This is a genomic window from Halomonas sp. SpR1 (genome assembly GCF_031010175.1).
Classification (GTDB): domain Bacteria; phylum Pseudomonadota; class Gammaproteobacteria; order Pseudomonadales; family Halomonadaceae; genus Vreelandella.
Genome location: NZ_JAUAMB010000030.1, coordinates 1 through 16,645, shown reverse-complemented (window position 1 = coordinate 16,645; position 16,645 = coordinate 1). Strand labels below are relative to the sequence as shown.

Below are 16,645 nucleotides of genomic sequence, written 5' to 3'. Positions count from 1 at the left end.
AACTCACGTTTGGTGTGATTCGTCAGTACTATTACGTGTGCCACGTCGGGATGCGGCAAAGCGATAGATTGCCAGACCGATGGAGCCCACCGTCAGCACGATGAAGACCCAGGTGATAGGCCCACGCACAAAAATCGACAAGTCGTTGGAGCCGATGAGCAGAGAACGACGCAGGTTGTCTTCGAACATCGGCCCCAGAATGAAACCGATCAGAAACGGCGCTGCGGGTATGGCGGTACGATTGAAGATGTATCCCAAAACCCCAAAAGCCAACATCAGCCCCACGTCGAAAGTGGCGTTATTGACTGCATAAGCGCCGTAGACACAGAACATCAAGACGATGGGAAAGAGGATTGACTTGGGGATATCAGCAATTAACGAGAAGTACTTGATGGCAACGTTACCCACCACCAACAGGATGACCGAACTGCACATAATACCCAGGAACAGTGCATAGATCAGCGACAGATTTTCCTGGAACATAAGCGGGCCTGGGGTTAAGCCATGCACCATAAAAGCACCCAGGATAATGGCGGTGATGACATCCCCAGGAATCCCTAGCGATAACAGCGGAATTAATGTCGCCCCGGCAACGCCATTGTTACCGGCCTCAGCCGCGGCCACCCCTTCTACCTCGCCCTTGCCGAAATTGGCTCTGTTGGGAGAGCGCCTGCGTGCATCGCTGTAGGAAATGAACGCTGCCGCCGTCGCCCCAGTGCCGGGAATAGCGCCAATAATGACGCCAATTAAGCTGCCCCGCACAATGCTTTTCATGCAACGTTTTAGCTCAGAGAAGGCCAAACCAGCACCATTCGCCTTAGCCTTAATATGAGGAATGGCTTTCTTACGATAAAACTCGATAATCTCTGGAATAGCAAAAAGCCCAATCAACAGGGGAATAAAGGAGATGCTGTCCATTAAGTTGTAGTTGCCGAAGGTCAGCCGCTGTGAACCGAAGACCTCATCCAGCCCTACCATGGATAACAAAATACCTAGCAGCGCTGCCATCAAGCCCTTGATCATAGAACCGCTGGCCAGAGAGATGATAATGGTGAGAGAAAAACAGATCAGCCAGAAAAATTCTGGCGCACCGAAGTTCAGCGCAATTTTGGCCAAGTAGGCGGCAAAAAAGATCAACGCAATGTTGGAGATAAAATCGGCAATGACCGACGAGTAAAGCGCTGCCTTTAGTGCTTTTTTGGCATGCCCCTGCTGGGCCATTGGATAGCCGTCTAGCAAAGTACAGGCCGAAGCGGGTGAGCCCGGGGTTCTGATTAGAATCGCGGTAATCGAGCCGCCGTACATCCCCCCTTTATAGATACCTACTAGCAGCAGGATAGCCGCCACCGGCTGCATAGAGAAGGTAAAGGGGAGTGCCAATGCCACCGCCATGGTGGCGGTTAAACCGGGGATGGAACCAACCACCACGCCGATAACCACGCCTACGGCTATGGCCAGAAAGTTGTCCAGACTAAAGAATATGCCAACGACTTCCGAAAAGTTTTCCATAGGGCACCCAGAAAAATAAGTAGCGAATCAGAAACCGAGCGGCATTATCGGTAGTGGCACGTTCATTACTTCTACGAATAAGAGCGCCACGATAATAGGAAACAGAAATGCCAGGCTATATACCCACCAAGTGCGTACCGGGTGTGCCACGAAAAGAACTAATGTTGCCAAAATGCCACAGAACACGGCGCCCATCGCCTCAAACAAGGCAACATATATCACCAGCGACAGCACCATTAGCACGAAACGCCGCGTGGAGCCTTTCTCAATCGCTCTCTCATCCTCCTCGGTTTTCCCTTCCAAAATGAAGGCCTGAAGAATGAGTAGAATCGAAAACAGCAGGATCAGCCAGCCGATGATCGCTGGCAGCCAGCGCGGCGACATCATTGGGTTTTGTAGGATCGGCGGTTCGTTTATATAGTTAGGCACCAGATAAAAGACCAACACAATGGCAAACCCCAGCAAGACGATGCCGGTGATGAGGTCGCTAGTATCTTTTACTTTTACTCTGCGCTTGGAACCCGAAGGTGTCATCGCGGCCTTCTCCTGGGAAACAAGAGAGGCGAGGGTAGCAGCCCTCGCCTCAGTGTTAGGACGGAAGACTACTTAGTTACTGGCTAATGCCAGCCTGCTGTGCAACGCCTTCCCAACGCTCGACTTCATCGGCAATGAACTGCTTGAACTGTTCGCCAGACACCTGACCCGGTTCGGCGCCCAGCTGATCAGCAAAGTCCAAAAACTCCTCACGTTCCATCACCTTGGCAAGGGCGTCCTGCATAACGCTTTGCGCTTCTTCAGGGAAAGAGCTGTGTGCCACCAGGCCAAACCATGCCGTCGTGACGAACTGGTCAAGGTTATACTCACCCACTTCCGACAGTGTGGGCACATCCGGCAGGTACTCTGACCGCTCAGCGGAGGTAACCGCCAGAGCGCGCAAATCACCCGAGCGAATATGCGAAAGGACGGTCGGCATGTTCTCGAAAGAGACATCGACATCGCCGCCTAATAGCGCAGGAAGAGCCGCACCGCTGCCGGCAAAAGGCACTGCCGTCATGTTGGTTTCAGTCAGCGTCTTGAATAACTCACCGGACATATGGATGGAGCTGCCCACGCCACTGTGGCTGAACGTCATGTTCTCTTCTTTTGCCGCTTCAACAAACTCAATCACACTTTCATAAGGGCTATCGGCGGGAACCACCATGACATTGGGGATATCGATCATGTTTTGCAGGAAGACAAAATCCTCAACCGGATCATAGCCCAGGTCAGGATAGATGGCAGCGCCAATGGTGTGCCCTGGAGACGCCATCAAAATAGTGTGATCGACACCGCGGCCACCTCGAGCGAGACGACCGGTGCCCACAGTAGAGCCCGCCCCTGGGCGGTTCTCCACAACCACGTTAGCATCAAGCTCTTGCTGAAGAAGATCCGCGACGCGGCGGGACAAAACATCCGTGGTGCCACCTGGGGCATAGGGGACGACAAGACGAATATCGTCAGTAGGCCACTCATTGGCACTGGCAGAGGAGACGGTAAGACCAAGCGCTAGGGCACTTCCGCAGGCAGCCAGACATGTTGCGCTAAGGAGTTTATTCATTATTATCTTCCTGTGTATTGCATTATTTTTATGTTCGCATTTCGTACATCTATTCGTACTACATACAGCGAGGTTACTCTTTTACTTTAGTCACAAAAAACACGACTTTAGTATAAATAATTGAAACTAAAGTGTATTTAACTTAGTAAGATAATTAGCAAACTCTGCTTCATAAATCAGAATTAGCAAATATTCATAGAGGGCGCAGCAAAATTCTCACCGCTAACCAGCTTCCAGCTACGCCATAACAACTTTCCCCGCTATTGAAATCTCACCTTATGCAGTACTCGCCGAAAGCATGGATAACATAATTGCGTCCAAAGCCGCCTGATAGCCTTGAGTTCCCAGTCCGGCAATAACGCCATCGGCACGCAGCGACACATAGGAGTGATGGCGGAAGCTTTCCCGCTTGTGCACATTGGAAATGTGCACTTCGATGACCTTACCTTCAAAGGCATTCAGCGCATCCAGAATGGCCACCGAGGTGTGGGTATAGGCAGCGGGATTGATAATAATCGCCTGGGTGCCATCCAGCCGCGCCGCATGAATGGCGTCAATCAGCGCGCCTTCGTGGTTGCTCTGCAGGCAGTTTAGCTCCCAGTCAGCCATCACGGCTTTTTCCCGCAGCGCGTTATTGACGTCTTCCAGGGTCTCGTAGCCATAAATCTCCGGCTGCCGAGTGCCGAGCAAATTCAAATTAGGGCCATGCAGCACTAACACTTTACCTTGGCTCATATAGCATTTTCCTTGAGCAGTTCACGATGGTCGAGGGAAAAATAGCGTGGCTGGCTGCTGTTCAGCCGCCTCGCGCTTGGCTTTATCTTTACAGAACAGCTTACGGGCGTCGACGCCTTGAGACACAAATAGGCTAACACCGCGTATCAGCGCTGCGCAGCCTGAGCGGCCAAGCGAATGCCTGCGTTAGCAGCACCAAACTGCTGATAAGCGCCACGCCGCTCAACGATTTCGAAGAAGAATCGGCCCGAGAACGTTTCGGTATAAGCGTGGAAGAAGTCGCCCTCATCATTGCGGTCAAACAGAATATTGCGCTTACGCATGGTCTCTAACAGCTCATCTTCCAGCCCGTAGCGCGCCTCAAGATCGTCGTAGTAATTCTGCGGAATTTTCAGCAGCGGCAAGCCGCGCGCCTGGAGTTCATCCACCGTGGCGAAGATATCGTGGCTCTCAAAAGCGATCTGCTGCACACCACCGCGAAACTCGCTCAGAAAACGCCCTGGCTGGGTATCCTGGGCCTGCGAAACCGTCAGTGGGATGCGAATAGTCTGCTCGGGGCTAATCACCGCTTGGCTGATCATCATGCCTCTTGGGTCGATAATCTCGTTCTCCGCAGCCGCATTGAAACCAAATACGGTGCGGTGAAACAGCTGCCAACTGAGTAGCTGCGTAGCGGGCAGTACGTAAGAGAGATGATCTACCCGAGTAAGACCGGCCTCATTGCGGCTCTCTTGATCAAACAGCTCGAAATCGGTTCGCCATTGCAAGTCCTCAGCTGCTTGATCATCCACCAGATATACCAGGCTACCTTCTATGCCCCGCAGCGCTGAGATTTCCATCTCGCCCTCGCCCACCTGACCACGGAATGTCTGTGCTTTAAAGGCCTTTGCACGCGCCAACCCGCGTTCAACGTCATCAACACGGAAACCTACCGCACACACCGAGGTGCCGTGAAGCAACCGGAAAGTATGGGCAAAACTGTCCGTTTCAAAATTGAGCACCAGATGAATCTCGCCCTGCTTCCAGAGTTCGACATTTTTGGAGCGGTGGCGGCCCACATGGCGAAAGCCCAGTGCATCGATAAATTCGCCCAGAGGCGCGGCGCTCTCTTCATCGAGAGTAAACTCCATAAAGTGGATGCCGTTATAGCTGGGCGCTGGGGGAATAGGGCTTGCCCAGGGACCATTCTCAATGAGGTTTTCGAGCAGAATGAGCGAGCGAAGACCATCCAGTGCGGTGATTTCAGTTGGCGCGGCGCGGCAGGCATCGCTAAAAATTTCCAGCGACAGCGGACCGTCGTAGCCGGTTTTGGCGAGTTCAGCCATAAAGGCTTTCAGCGCTAGGCGCCCCTGGCCGGGGAAGCAGCGGAAGTGGCGACTCCACTGCAGTACATCCATATCCAGTAGCGGCGCATCGGCCACCTGGACGAAGAAGATTTTTTGTTTAGGGATTTTGCCGATGGCTAAGAGGTCATGACCGCGGGAGAGAATATGAAAGCTATCGAGCACTATGCCCAAATTAGCGTGATCGACTCGGCGCACGGCTTCCCAGGCATCGCGGTAGTCAGAGATATGCCGCCCCCAGGCCAGCGCTTCAAACCCTACCCGAATATTCCACTTCGCTGCCAGTTCGGCAAGCTCGCGCAAATCGGCCACTACGCGATCCATATTGTCCACGGCCTGGGGGGATACATTGCTACACACCAGCAAAAAATCCGTGCCTAGCTGCTCCATCAGTTCGAACTTACGCTCGGCGCGCTTTAGATTGCGGCTGCGCTGAGGTTCCGGCATTGCTTCAAAATCGCGAAACGGTTGAAAGGCAACAATCTTTAGCCCCAATCGCTCACACAGAGCACGCACTTCCTGGGGTGAGCCATCGAAGGAAAGTAGGTCATTTTCAAAGATTTCTACGCCATCAAATCCGGCACGGGCGATGGCTTCCAGCTTAGTCCGCAGGTCTCCGCTTAGACAAACAGTGGCAATGGCGCGCATAGCCTCCTCCCAGGTAGTGCATTCAAGCGAATGTGCTTTAGCACTACGACGCTATTATGTGTCGCTATGGTTGAGCCAATGGCTTCCCGTACAAACGACCATTGTTCGCATAACGTTCTTTAGTTCGCATTATGCACGATAGGGTGGGGTGTCTGGCAACCAGCACTCCCATCTGCCCACATTGGATCAGTTATAAACTTTTACTATACGAAATAGAGATTTATTGTTAATAGAAATATTGTGAGTAGAAATGACGCTTAATACATTCACAATTCTATTGCTACCGGCTAAACAAGCATGTTTTACATTGAGCTTAATTGGCCATCGCAATATTAAACCTTGGTCTTATACAAAGGTTTGTTGATTGACAGCCACCATGTCGGCCTCTAGTGTTCGCCTTAAGTACTTAAGTTCGCAAGGCGAACTAAAATCGCCATTAAGCAGCACTAATATAATAATTTGTTGGAGGATAAGCATAATGACTAAGTCACTTTTCACCCAGTTGGCTATCGCCATCGGCTCCTTGGCCGTCGCGGGTGGCGCCCTCGCCGATTACCCTGAGCGTAATATCCAAGGCACCATCCAGTGGGGAGCCGGGGGCGCTACCGATAACGTGGTGCGCAGCCTAACCCCCCACGTGGAAGAGGTTCTGGATACCACGATTGTTCTCACCAACCGCCCTGGCGGTACCGGCGTTATTGGCATGAACCATGTCATGCGCCAGCGCCCTGACGGCTATAACCTGCTGTTTGGTGCTGAGAACCCCCAGCTATACCCACTGATGGGCTTAGCCGATTTCACCTACGATGATATGTACCCTATCAATATTATCGGCCAGGGCCAGGTTGTCATCGCGACCCATCCTAATAGCCCCTTCGATACTTTTGCGGAGCTGCTTGAGTACGCCCACGAAAACCCCGACGAGCTCAAAATGGGCGGAACGGGTGCCGGTGGTTTGCCCAGTACGATTCACGCAATGATCAACTCTGTCGACGATCTTAATGTGCGTACAGTGACCTTCGGCGGCGATGGCCCAGGCGTTACAGCCCTGCTGGGTGAACATATCGACTTTATGCCGCTAAGTCTTTCTGCGGTGGCCGAACAGATCCGCGCTGGCCGCCTGAAGGGCCTGGCCGTGCTGGGTAGCGAAGAGCTGGAAGATCTACCGGACGTTCCACCGATTACCGATGCGCTTCCTGGACTCGATTCATTCTTGCCCTGGGGGCCGTTCTGGGGTGTCTTTGTGCATAAAGATACACCCGATGACGTTAAAGCCACCCTGGAAGATGCTTACGAGCAGGCCGTTGCCAGCGATGGTTTCCAAGAATTCCTGACTAACTTTGGTGGCGAATCGCTCAACCTCAACGGTGAAGAAGCGCAGCAATACCTGGATAACTGGCAATCTGTCACAGCGTGGTCAATGTTCGAAGCGGATGCGGTCGAGAAATCCCCTGAAGAGCTGGGTATTCCACGCCCCTAACGCTATCTTCCTATGACTTAGGGGGCAGGCTAATCACCTGTCCCCTTGGAGTCTCTGTATGACTAAAAAAATCGAGCGCGTTCGGGCGGGTGAGAAAGTATTCGACTGGCTGCTGTTGCTGTTTAGTGTCGGCGTTCTCTACGAGGCTTATCGTATCGATAATGGGGTGCAGCTAAATTCCGCTGGCTCCTTTCCTGTCGGTCTGGCCTTGATAATGCTGGCCTCCTCAATAGCGATTCTTTTCAGCCATCGACGCAAGCAGCGAGATCCCCAAATTCGCAGCGCGGCCCAAGAGTTTAAAGTATTTTTAAATGAGCATTTTAAACCACATATTGTGGTGTTCTCGATAGTATCGATACTTTATTTAGTCGCCATCGTCTGGACAAGCTTCTATATAAGCACCTTTATCTTTTTAGCCGCTATGTTCATTTATTATCGCCAAGGAAAAGTCATTAGCTCTTTAGTGATTGCCTCTCTCGCCATTGCGGTAATTTATGTGCTTTTCACGATAGTGTTTCGAGTCTATCTCCCTTGATTATGAAACCCGAGGCATCCAATGAGTGATACCTTCTCCTATCTGCTCATGGCTTGGCTTGATCCAGGTCTCTTGGGCTTGACTGCCCTTGGCGTTATTGCCGGTATCTATATCGGCGCTATTCCCGGCCTTTCGGTTACGATGGCCGTCTCCATTCTGATTTCCTTTACGTTTTCCTGGGAGATTAATAACGCGCTAGCACTGATGGTGGGCATTTATGTTGGTGGCGTTTACGGCGGTTCGCGCACGGCTATCCTACTCAATATTCCTGGTGCCCCATCAGCGGTCACTACCGCCTTTGACGGCTACCCGTTAGCCCAAAAAGGGGAAGCGGGTAAAGCAATTGGTCTGAGTACCGTAATGTCAGTAATTGGTGGCTTGATCGGTGTTGTTGTACTCGCTGCTACGGCCCCACACCTTGCCAACCTTGCGCTTAAGTTTGCCCCCCGCGACTACTTTTTAATCGCCGCCATGGGCTTGCTATTGGTCAGCTCACTGTCGGGCAAATCACTGGCACGCGGTATTTTCTCTGTCGCCCTGGGCGCCACCATTGGCTTGGTCGGCATGGACATGGTCACCGCCCAGCCACGCCTCACCATGGGCAGTATGGAGCTGCTGGGCGGGATTCATTACGTCGTCGTCATGATCGGCCTGTTTGGGGTCGCGGAAGCATTTTACCAGCTGCACAATATAGCCAAAGTGCCCGTTAAACAGAACGTTGATAAGATCGTTCCGCCTCTTAATATGGTGCTCAAGTTCTTACCGCTCTCATTACGCACCTCTATTATCGGCGTCGTGGTTGGCGCACTGCCGGGCACCGGCGGCGATATTGCGTCACTGTTTGCCTATGACCACGCCAAGCGCACCGTTAAAAACCCTGAAGTGCCTTTTGGCGAAGGTGCGTATGAAGGGCTTGTGGCGCCTGAAACCGCCAATAACGCCGCGGTGGGTGGCGCTTACGTGCCTATGCTTACCCTCGGCATGCCGGGTGACGCGGTCACCGCCGTTATTATCGGTGCCCTGGTTATTCATGGTCTGAACCCAGGCCCGATGCTGATGATCGAGACGCCGTATATCTTTTGGTTTACGGTCGGCAACTTGGCATTGGCCAATATTTTTCTGCTCATCTTTGGACTAACCGGTATTAAGCTTTTTTCAAAGATTGTTGAAGTGCCAAAAGCGATTATGATCCCCCTGATATTGGTGCTGTGTGTGGTGGGTACCTACTCGCTTAACAGCAGCATGACAGAAGTTTATTGGATGCTAGGCTTTGGCATTTTGGGCTACTGGTTGAAGATGTTCGGTTTTCAGATGGGCCCGATTATTCTGGGTGTTATCCTTGGCCCGCTGCTGGATCAGTCTTACCGCCAGGCCATGTCATCGGTCGGCGACAGCAGTGTCGACTTCCTGCTCGCGCTGGTAAACAACCCGCTGTCGTTAGTGCTTACCTCGGTAATCGTGTTGGTTTTACTGGGCAACACTCCCCTCAAAGGTTGGTTATATTCACGCTTCAAACGTAGCTAACGTTCGTATAACGGCACTTACCGTCCAGGTATAGTGCCGTTTTTGCTTGGAATCTGGCCAGCGGAGCAGCTCCGTGAGTGATGACGATACGATCCCTTCATACACATTGGTATTTGACTTCGATGGCGTTGTTCTCGATTCCGCAACGCTAAAGCGCCAGGCGTTTGCCGACGTATATCGTCAGGCGCCTGAAGGCCAGTACCGCGCCGTTGTGGCTTACCTTAGCCGCCGCGGTGGCCAGCCTAGAGAGGTCAAGTTTCGCCATATTGAGGAGCATATACTGGGCAAACCAGCCAGTAACGCCCGTATCCAGGCGCTTTGTCAGCAATTTAAAGCCAGTGTCGAAGAGCGCTTACTGGCCGCACCGCCGATTCCTGGAGCGCTAGAATTTTTAAATGATTGGCACAACCGACGTCCGCAGTATTTGCTCTCTGCCACACCCGAACAGGAACTCAAGGCTATTGTGGCGCAGCGCCAATTGGCACCTTACTTTAAAGAAGTGGTGGGAGCGCCCCCGGATAAAGCCACGGGCTTGCGCAACTTACTCACCCGACACCAGCTGGCAGCGAAAGCCACCGTTATGATTGGCGATTCGTATAATGACTATCGCGCCGCACGCTCAAACGGAACGCATTTTGTTGGTGTCACCGCAAATCCCGCTCAATCCCCTTTTCCAAACGATGTCGTCACAGTTAAAGATCTATGCACATTGGTTCAAGCGCTCAACCTTCTATAGCGAGCAGCGCATATATGTTCGCTATTCGAACAATATGCTATATTGGCCTTTTAAATTTACGCCTATTCCGATGAGTGGACACCGATGGAAGAGCAGCTTCTGGATGAAATGTTGACCCCCGATGACCGCGACTTCGTGACAGCGCTGGCAAGCGGCCTGGAAGTGATTTTAGCCTTTGATGAAAGCCACCCACGCATGACGCTTAGCGAAGTGGCCGCGCGCACGGGCATGAACAGGGCCAAGGCCCGACGCTTTCTGCTCACCCTGCACGCGTTAGGCTATGTACGCAAACAGCAGCGTTACTTTGAGCTAGCGCCGCGGGTGCTTCAACTGGGTTACTCGTTTTTGTCCGCCAATAACTACCGCAGCGCTATTCAGCAGTATTTGGAGGAGATCACCAACGAATGTGGTGAGTCATCCTCTTTAGGCGTGCTGGATGGCGATGAGGTTATCTATGTAGCCCGTTCAGCGGCGCGCCATAGACTGATGGCCATTACGCTATCCGTAGGGACTCGCTTGCCAGCAGCGCATACCTCAATGGGGCGCGTTCTGCTCGCTCAATTGTCAGAAGCGGAACTGGAAGCCTACTTGGAGCGGCTGACGTTAGAGCGCTATACCGATAAAACGTTTACCACCAAAAGTGAGCTTAAAAAGTGTATTCACAAGGCGCGCCAGCAAGGTTACGCCATCGCCGATCAAGAGCTGGATTCAGGCTTACGCTCGCTGGCAGTTCCGGCCTTTGATGCCAATGGCAAACTATTGGGCGCTATCAACATTAGCACTAATGCTGCACGTATCGATTTAGATACGCTACTGAAAGAGTACTTGCCGCTCCTACAGTCAAAAGCCCGCCTAATTCGCACCACTATTAGCTGCTAACCCGCCAGGTTCACCAGCGCCTGTTCAAGCGATGTTTGCTGGCGCTGGGTATATAGCTCGATTTCATCGATGACGGCTCTCCCCAGGGCCTGCTCAAACGCCTGCTGGCTTGCGCTGCTGGCGTAGTTATCATGACTGCTTCCACCCAGGTTGGATTGAAAAATACCGGCCGCACTTACGGGCAAGAAATCTTCATAAATCATGGGGGTAACTCTGAGGGCGCCTTGTTCGATCAGGCTCTCCACCCGCTCAACTGAAACCGGCCCTTGCACAGAGGCTCCCGGCACTGCTTGGTAGTGGAAAAACACCAACCCCTCACCGCGCAGCGTTGCGTAATCATCGGGAAATGCTTTAAACACGTCCGATAAATGCGCTTGATGGGCGTCATTGTCTGCAGCCATGGGTGCATTTTCCTTGGCGGAGGCTAGCAGACGGTCATAAAGCTCACGCCCTTTAGCGGTTAACGCAATGCCGCGCTGTTCAATTTCGCCAAAGCGGGCGGTGTGTTTACCCTCAACAGCGTCCGCGAATGCGATGGTCTCTTCCAGTGCTTTAAAACTGGTTTGGCGCAACAGTATCGGACAATCGCGACGCGGCGGGCCTTCAATAGTCGCTTTAGGGTCAATACCCACACTGGGCATACGCCGCTGCACGTCATCAATATCCAGCGTTCTCGGCGTTAGGTGGTTAATGTGCGGGCCACGGAAGCAGACCACATCAGCGATTAAGCGGTGTTCGGCGTGCAAACGCTCATAGGTCGCCAAATCGACCGTGGCGTTGTCGTGCCAGCGAAACGTTTCCAACGCTTCCTGCACAAACTGCTCGGCATCCTCGGCACTTAGGCCGCCCTGCTGCTCAAAACGCTCAACCAGTGTTTTGACGTTGGCAGTGAAGATATCGCGGGCCTTTAAAATTTCACTCGCCTGCTCTCTGAGCTCCGCTTTTTCAATCAACTCAAGGCGTAGTAACGAGGTAAACACACGAAATGGATTACGCTTAAGCGCCTCATCCGCCACCGGCCGAAACGCCGTGGAGTGAACCGGTACGCCCGCCGCGGCTAGATCATAGTAGCCTACCGGTTCCATACCCATTACGGCGAACATGCGCCGCAGCATGGCTAATTCGTTTGGGCTACCCACTCGAATAGCGCCGTGGCGTTCAATGTTGATACGCGCCAGCTCATCGCTGGTTTGCAGTTCACTATTTAGCCTGGGGTTTGCGGCTAATACCGTTTGGTTAACCGCCTCAACCAGCGACAGCAAGGTGCCGTATTGGGGTACCTCTTGCTGATACATTGCCGACATCGCGCGGGAAAACTGGTCGCGAATTTCATCACTGCTAACGTAAGTTGAACTCATCGGGCTATCCTGTTTGTAAACGGCTATAGCGGCCCATATAAGGGTGGTACCTACATAGTAGCGCTATCGAGGCATTAACAATTTCACTTTTTCCGCGCCTTGCTACAAATAAAAGCCATTTAAAAGCCGCTCTCAGCGCTTAACAGCCAAGCTTCTTAGCCTGTTATATTAGCGCTTGATCTTGTTGACGTAGGCTGGCACTCATGACGCTTCCTCTTTATCTAGGCTTGCCCATGTGGGCCAATCAAGACTGGTTGGGCAACCTTTATCCACGCCACGCTAAAACTGAGCTGTTAACCGATTACGCCGCGGTGTTTTCCAGCGTTGAGGGCAATACTACCTTTTATAGCGGCACCCCAAAGCCAGAAACTATTGCTGCCTGGGCGCGCCAAGCACCACCCCACTTTCGCTTCTGTTTTAAATTACCTGCCAGCATCACCCACGATCAGCGGTTAACGCGCTTGGAAGACGCTTGGGCATTTTTAGCGGCGCTAGAACCGCTTCATGATCGCCTAGGGCCAACCATGGTGCAGTTGCCGCGTGATTTTGGCCCTCAAGAGCTTCCCCAACTTGAAGCGCTGCTTAAAGCTTGGCCTGCCCATTTGCCTTGCGCGGTCGAGGTTCGCCACCCTGAGTTTTTCCACAAAGGGGCTGCCGAAACGGCCCTCAACCGCCTGTTGATAACTTATTCAGCCAATCGCGTGATGCTTGACGTGCGCCCGCTCTTCTCGACTCCGGCAAATGACCATTTGGGCTTGGCCCACGCTCAGCAAGAAAAGCCGAAACTCCCACTACACGTGCTTTCCACGGCAAATTATCCGGTGATTCGATTCATTGGCCATATTGACAAAACGATTAATAGCAGCTACTTCACTGCTTGGAAAGCCCGCCTAAAGCTGTGGATAAGTCAGGGGAAAACCCCTTTCTTATTTGTGCATACTGCGGATAACCGCGAGTCCCCCCACATGGCCCGTATACTCTATAACGCGCTAGGAGAAGTAACGCCATTACCCCCACTTGTTCCCTTCGCTGGTGAAAAGCAAAGCCAGCTGTTTTAGTCCGCCTTTTTAGGCCAGCTAACTGGCATGCTGGCTTTTGATCGGATAAATTGCGCTTACTTTCGGAAAAGTACGCTGGCATTAACTCTACTCTCCGAAAACTTGCGTGCACCGCACGCAATAACTTACACAACAATCGACTTAATGGGTGATGTATGGCGAAACTTGCGCATGCGCAATGGTCATCGCGGATGACCTTTGTGCTGGCCGCCGCTGGTTCAGCGGTGGGCCTTGGGAATATCTGGAAGTTTCCCTATATGGTGGGTGAAAGCGGCGGCGCTGCTTTCGTATTTGTGTATTTACTCTGTATCGCGCTGATTGGTTTACCCATTCTCGTCTCTGAGTGGCTATTGGGGCGGCGCGGCCAGGAGAACCCTGCCAGCACCATGTCGGAGCTGGCACGCACGGCGAAAAAGCCTAGAGCATGGGCCATTGTAGGCATCAGCGGCATTATTGGGGCGTTTCTGATCCTGTCGTTTTACAGTGTGATTGGCGGCTGGTCGCTCTACTACACCGTTAACTCGGTGAGTGGCGCTTTTAGCGGCCAGGATGCCGACGGCATTGGCGCGCTATTTAATGGCATGCTAAGCGACCCTGGCTTACTGCTGCTCGGCCACTCAGTGTTTATGCTGATCGTCATTGGCATCGTCGCCCGTGGGGTGACCAAAGGCCTTGAAGGCGCTGTACGCATTCTGATGCCCGTCCTCGCGCTGCTGCTGGTGGTGCTGATCGGTTACGGCATGACAACCGGCCACTTTGGCGAAGCGTTGACGTATATGTTCCACCCGGACTGGAGCAAGCTCACCGCAGAAACCGTGCTCGCCGCCCTGGGCCACGCCTTTTTTACCCTTTCGCTAGGCATGGGCATTATGATGGCTTACGGCTCTTACCTGGGCAAAGACATCAACCTGCTGCAAACCGCCCGCACGGTTATCATCATGGATACCGTGATCGCTTTAGGCGCTGGTTTAGCCATCTTCCCGATCGTCTTTGCGAATAGTTTGGATGTCGCTTCGGGCCCGGGGCTGATTTTTGTCACCCTGCCGCTGGCCTTTGGCAACATGGGAGGCGGAACGATTTTGGGGCTGATGTTCTTCTTACTGCTGACGTTTGCGGCATTAACGTCGGCAATATCACTGCTTGAGCCAGTGGTGGAGTTCATTGAAGAGCGCACGCCGCTAAGCCGTGTCGCGGCAACCATTGTGGCCGGAGTGGGAGCTTGGTTATTGGGTATTGCGGCGCTGCTATCGTTTAACGTGTGGAGCGAGCCGGTGCTATTTGGATTAGGCGTGTTTGATTTACTCGATACGCTGACCAGCAAAATTATGCTGCCGCTGACAGGACTGGGGGCGATTCTATTCACCGCTTGGTGCTTGGAGCGCAACAGTGTGGAAGCCGAGCTTGGCCTTTCGGCGACGGGCAAGAGCGTATGGAATATCATTGCGCGCTATGTAGCGCCCGCTGGCGTTATTGCCGTGTTCGTAACAGGGCTGATTTAAGCGCTTGTCTAAGCGCTTATTCCAGTTCAGCTAATGGTAAAGACTAAACCGCCACGGCCCTGCTAACCGGCAGGGCAGCATGGTTCTGCGAAGATAATATTTGCGCGTTTAAGCTCTTGGCGTCCTTAAACTTTTCGGCGCCCTTAAAATCAGTGCAACTCGCTCTCTTGCCGATCTTCATCGGGCAAGGGGGCGATATCCCGCGATAACTTCTGAAATTCCCGATGAAGCTCAATACCCCGCCGTGCTCTTAAGCTGCGCTGGGCAGCGCTGCGCTGACGTTGAGCGTGCTCATCGACTTCCATACTCATGAAGATGTCGAGCAATTCGCTTTTAACCGAGGTGATTCGTTCGACGTTTCTCATAATCGACGTTCCTCCAGATGAATATGCCTTCGTCCACCTGCATCCGTGACGACTGTTATGATGCAGTGCGGCACTTCAATTATTACTATACCCTACTTGACAAAATGATGACCAATCTTAAAAAAACTGACTAACGACCTTTAAACGCTGTTGGAATGCTGCCCAATAGTTCGTGGCCCTATGGACTCATTGAGGCATACTGTAAATACCACATTGAAGCACTACGAAGTATTACAGTGAGCAGATAGGCAGAAACGGTCGTTTAAAACGATTGTATATTGGCGTACTGTTGACTACCTGCTGGCTGAGCACCCAAGGAGCTGAACGTGAGTCGCGCCCTGTTCGATGAAATGAGACGCCGCATGGAGCACTTTCGACGCTCCGAGCAAAAAGTGGCGCGGTTTGTACTGCGCAACCCCGAAGAGGTCATCCACATGCGCATTGTGGATCTGGCCACCGAAGCCACCGTTAGCGAACCTACCGTGGTGCGCTTTTGCCGTGCGCTGGGTTGCAATGGCTTTCAGGACTTCAAGCTACAGCTGGCGCAAATGCTGGCCAGCGGCAGTCAGTTTGCGCAGTTCTCCATGAACGATAGCGACTCGGTCGCTGAGTTTTCCCACAGCATCTTTGACTCGACGGTGGGTACACTGCTCTCGGTTCGTGACCGGCTGGATAACGACGCCCTGGGTCGTGCAGTTAACGCCCTGGCGATGGCCAACCGGGTTGAGTTCTATGGCTTTGGGGCTTCCGGCGCCGTGGCCTTTGATGCCCAGCACAAGTTTTTCCGCCTGCAGATTTCCACATCGGCCTACGCCGACCCGCATATGCAGAATATGTCGGCGGTGACGTTGAACGATGGCGATGTCGTCGTGGCCATTTCCCAAACCGGCCGCACCAAAGCGCTGGTTGCCAGCGTGCGCCTGGCCCGTGAAGCGGGCGCGACGGTGATTGGCCTGTGCCCCAGCGGCTCGCCGCTGGCCGAAGAAGTCAGCCTGCCGCTGTATATCGATGTTCACGAAGACACCGAGATTTACACGCCGCTTAGCTCACGCATTGCCCACTTGGTGCTAATTGACGTGCTTGCCGTCGGCGTGGCCAAAACCCGCGGGCCGAAACTCGCCGAACAGCTTAAAGCGGTTAAAAAGAGCCTTAACACGCTGCGCTTTCCTGAAGAATAATTAGCGTCTTAGCGCTGCCATAGCTATAAGCCTCGGTGCCGAGGGCAGGCTTACGCGAGGGCGCTGTAAACCCGTATATGGTCTCCTCCCTGCTTGCAAGGCTTCGGTCATCGATGCAGGAACAGGTTGCTGCCATATATCCGGCCTGTGCATGAGGCGTCGTCTCCTGGCGCCTCTGGCCCCGATGAGTATCCGCGCATA

Annotated in this window: 15 protein-coding genes; 8 read left to right on the top strand and 7 right to left on the bottom strand. The window is 52.9% G+C overall.

What is annotated here, in order from left to right; all coding sequences use genetic code 11:
• Nucleotides 1-3: 3 nt before the first annotated feature.
• The 5 genes from QT231_RS18025 to QT231_RS18005 form a co-directional block, all read right to left on the bottom strand.
• Complete coding sequence (locus tag QT231_RS18025; RefSeq protein WP_308338211.1) at nucleotides 4-1,509, bottom strand: tripartite tricarboxylate transporter permease; 1,506 nt, start codon at nucleotides 1,507-1,509, stop codon at nucleotides 4-6.
• 27 nt (nucleotides 1,510-1,536) lie between these two features.
• Complete coding sequence (locus tag QT231_RS18020) at nucleotides 1,537-2,043, bottom strand: tripartite tricarboxylate transporter TctB family protein (RefSeq protein ID WP_064233997.1); 507 nt, start codon at nucleotides 2,041-2,043, stop codon at nucleotides 1,537-1,539.
• Between the two features lie 76 nt (nucleotides 2,044-2,119).
• Entirely contained in the window at nucleotides 2,120-3,106 is a 987-nt protein-coding gene (locus tag QT231_RS18015) for a tripartite tricarboxylate transporter substrate binding protein (RefSeq protein WP_308338210.1), read from the bottom strand.
• Nucleotides 3,107-3,382: 276 nt separating this feature from the next.
• The gene (aroQ, locus tag QT231_RS18010) at nucleotides 3,383-3,841 is read right to left on the bottom strand and encodes a type II 3-dehydroquinate dehydratase (RefSeq protein ID WP_064233999.1); all 459 of its coding nucleotides are present in this window, start codon (nucleotides 3,839-3,841) and stop codon (nucleotides 3,383-3,385) included.
• Between the two features lie 146 nt (nucleotides 3,842-3,987).
• The gene (locus tag QT231_RS18005; protein ID WP_308338209.1) at nucleotides 3,988-5,832 is read right to left on the bottom strand and encodes a TIM barrel protein; all 1,845 of its coding nucleotides are present in this window, start codon (nucleotides 5,830-5,832) and stop codon (nucleotides 3,988-3,990) included.
• Nucleotides 5,833-6,310: 478 nt separating this feature from the next.
• Here QT231_RS18005 and QT231_RS18000 point away from each other — a divergent pair, with 478 nt between their 5' ends.
• The 5 genes from QT231_RS18000 to QT231_RS17980 all read left to right on the top strand — a co-directional run bounded on the left by QT231_RS18000 (nucleotide 6,311) and on the right by QT231_RS17980 (nucleotide 10,986).
• Nucleotides 6,311-7,312, top strand: coding sequence for a tripartite tricarboxylate transporter substrate binding protein (locus QT231_RS18000; RefSeq protein WP_308338208.1), 1,002 nt, complete (start codon nucleotides 6,311-6,313; stop codon nucleotides 7,310-7,312).
• A gap of 58 nt (nucleotides 7,313-7,370) precedes the next feature.
• Entirely contained in the window at nucleotides 7,371-7,847 is a 477-nt protein-coding gene (locus QT231_RS17995; RefSeq protein ID WP_308338207.1) for a tripartite tricarboxylate transporter TctB family protein, read from the top strand.
• A gap of 21 nt (nucleotides 7,848-7,868) precedes the next feature.
• The gene (locus tag QT231_RS17990; protein WP_308338206.1) at nucleotides 7,869-9,371 is read left to right on the top strand and encodes a tripartite tricarboxylate transporter permease; all 1,503 of its coding nucleotides are present in this window, start codon (nucleotides 7,869-7,871) and stop codon (nucleotides 9,369-9,371) included.
• Nucleotides 9,372-9,444: 73 nt separating this feature from the next.
• Nucleotides 9,445-10,107: an HAD family hydrolase gene (locus QT231_RS17985; RefSeq protein WP_308338205.1), complete on the top strand. Its 663-nt coding sequence runs from the start codon at nucleotides 9,445-9,447 to the stop codon at nucleotides 10,105-10,107.
• An 84-nt stretch (nucleotides 10,108-10,191) separates the two neighbouring features.
• A complete protein-coding gene (locus QT231_RS17980; RefSeq protein ID WP_064234005.1) occupies nucleotides 10,192-10,986 on the top strand; it encodes an IclR family transcriptional regulator C-terminal domain-containing protein in 795 nt (264 codons plus the stop codon).
• On the opposite strand, the gene QT231_RS17975 is transcribed toward QT231_RS17980, so the two are convergent.
• The gene (locus tag QT231_RS17975) at nucleotides 10,983-12,344 is read right to left on the bottom strand and encodes a VOC family protein (RefSeq protein WP_308338204.1); all 1,362 of its coding nucleotides are present in this window, start codon (nucleotides 12,342-12,344) and stop codon (nucleotides 10,983-10,985) included. The two genes, QT231_RS17980 and QT231_RS17975, sit on opposite strands and share 4 nt — an antisense overlap.
• A gap of 203 nt (nucleotides 12,345-12,547) precedes the next feature.
• On the opposite strand from QT231_RS17975, the gene QT231_RS17970 reads away from it, so the two are divergent.
• Both QT231_RS17970 and QT231_RS17965 read left to right on the top strand, forming a co-directional pair.
• Complete coding sequence (locus QT231_RS17970) at nucleotides 12,548-13,402, top strand: DUF72 domain-containing protein (RefSeq protein ID WP_308338203.1); 855 nt, start codon at nucleotides 12,548-12,550, stop codon at nucleotides 13,400-13,402.
• Between the two features lie 155 nt (nucleotides 13,403-13,557).
• Nucleotides 13,558-14,901 (top strand): sodium-dependent transporter, encoded by a 1,344-nt coding sequence (locus QT231_RS17965; protein ID WP_308338202.1) that lies wholly within the window; start codon nucleotides 13,558-13,560, stop codon nucleotides 14,899-14,901.
• 149 nt (nucleotides 14,902-15,050) lie between these two features.
• On the opposite strand, the gene QT231_RS17960 is transcribed toward QT231_RS17965, so the two are convergent.
• A complete protein-coding gene (locus tag QT231_RS17960; RefSeq protein WP_022521120.1) occupies nucleotides 15,051-15,266 on the bottom strand; it encodes a PA3496 family putative envelope integrity protein in 216 nt (71 codons plus the stop codon).
• Between the two features lie 326 nt (nucleotides 15,267-15,592).
• Between QT231_RS17960 and hexR the strand changes: the two genes are divergently transcribed.
• Entirely contained in the window at nucleotides 15,593-16,444 is an 852-nt protein-coding gene (gene hexR / locus QT231_RS17955) for a transcriptional regulator HexR (protein WP_009286287.1), read from the top strand.
• The last annotated feature ends 201 nt before the right edge of the window (nucleotides 16,445-16,645 follow it).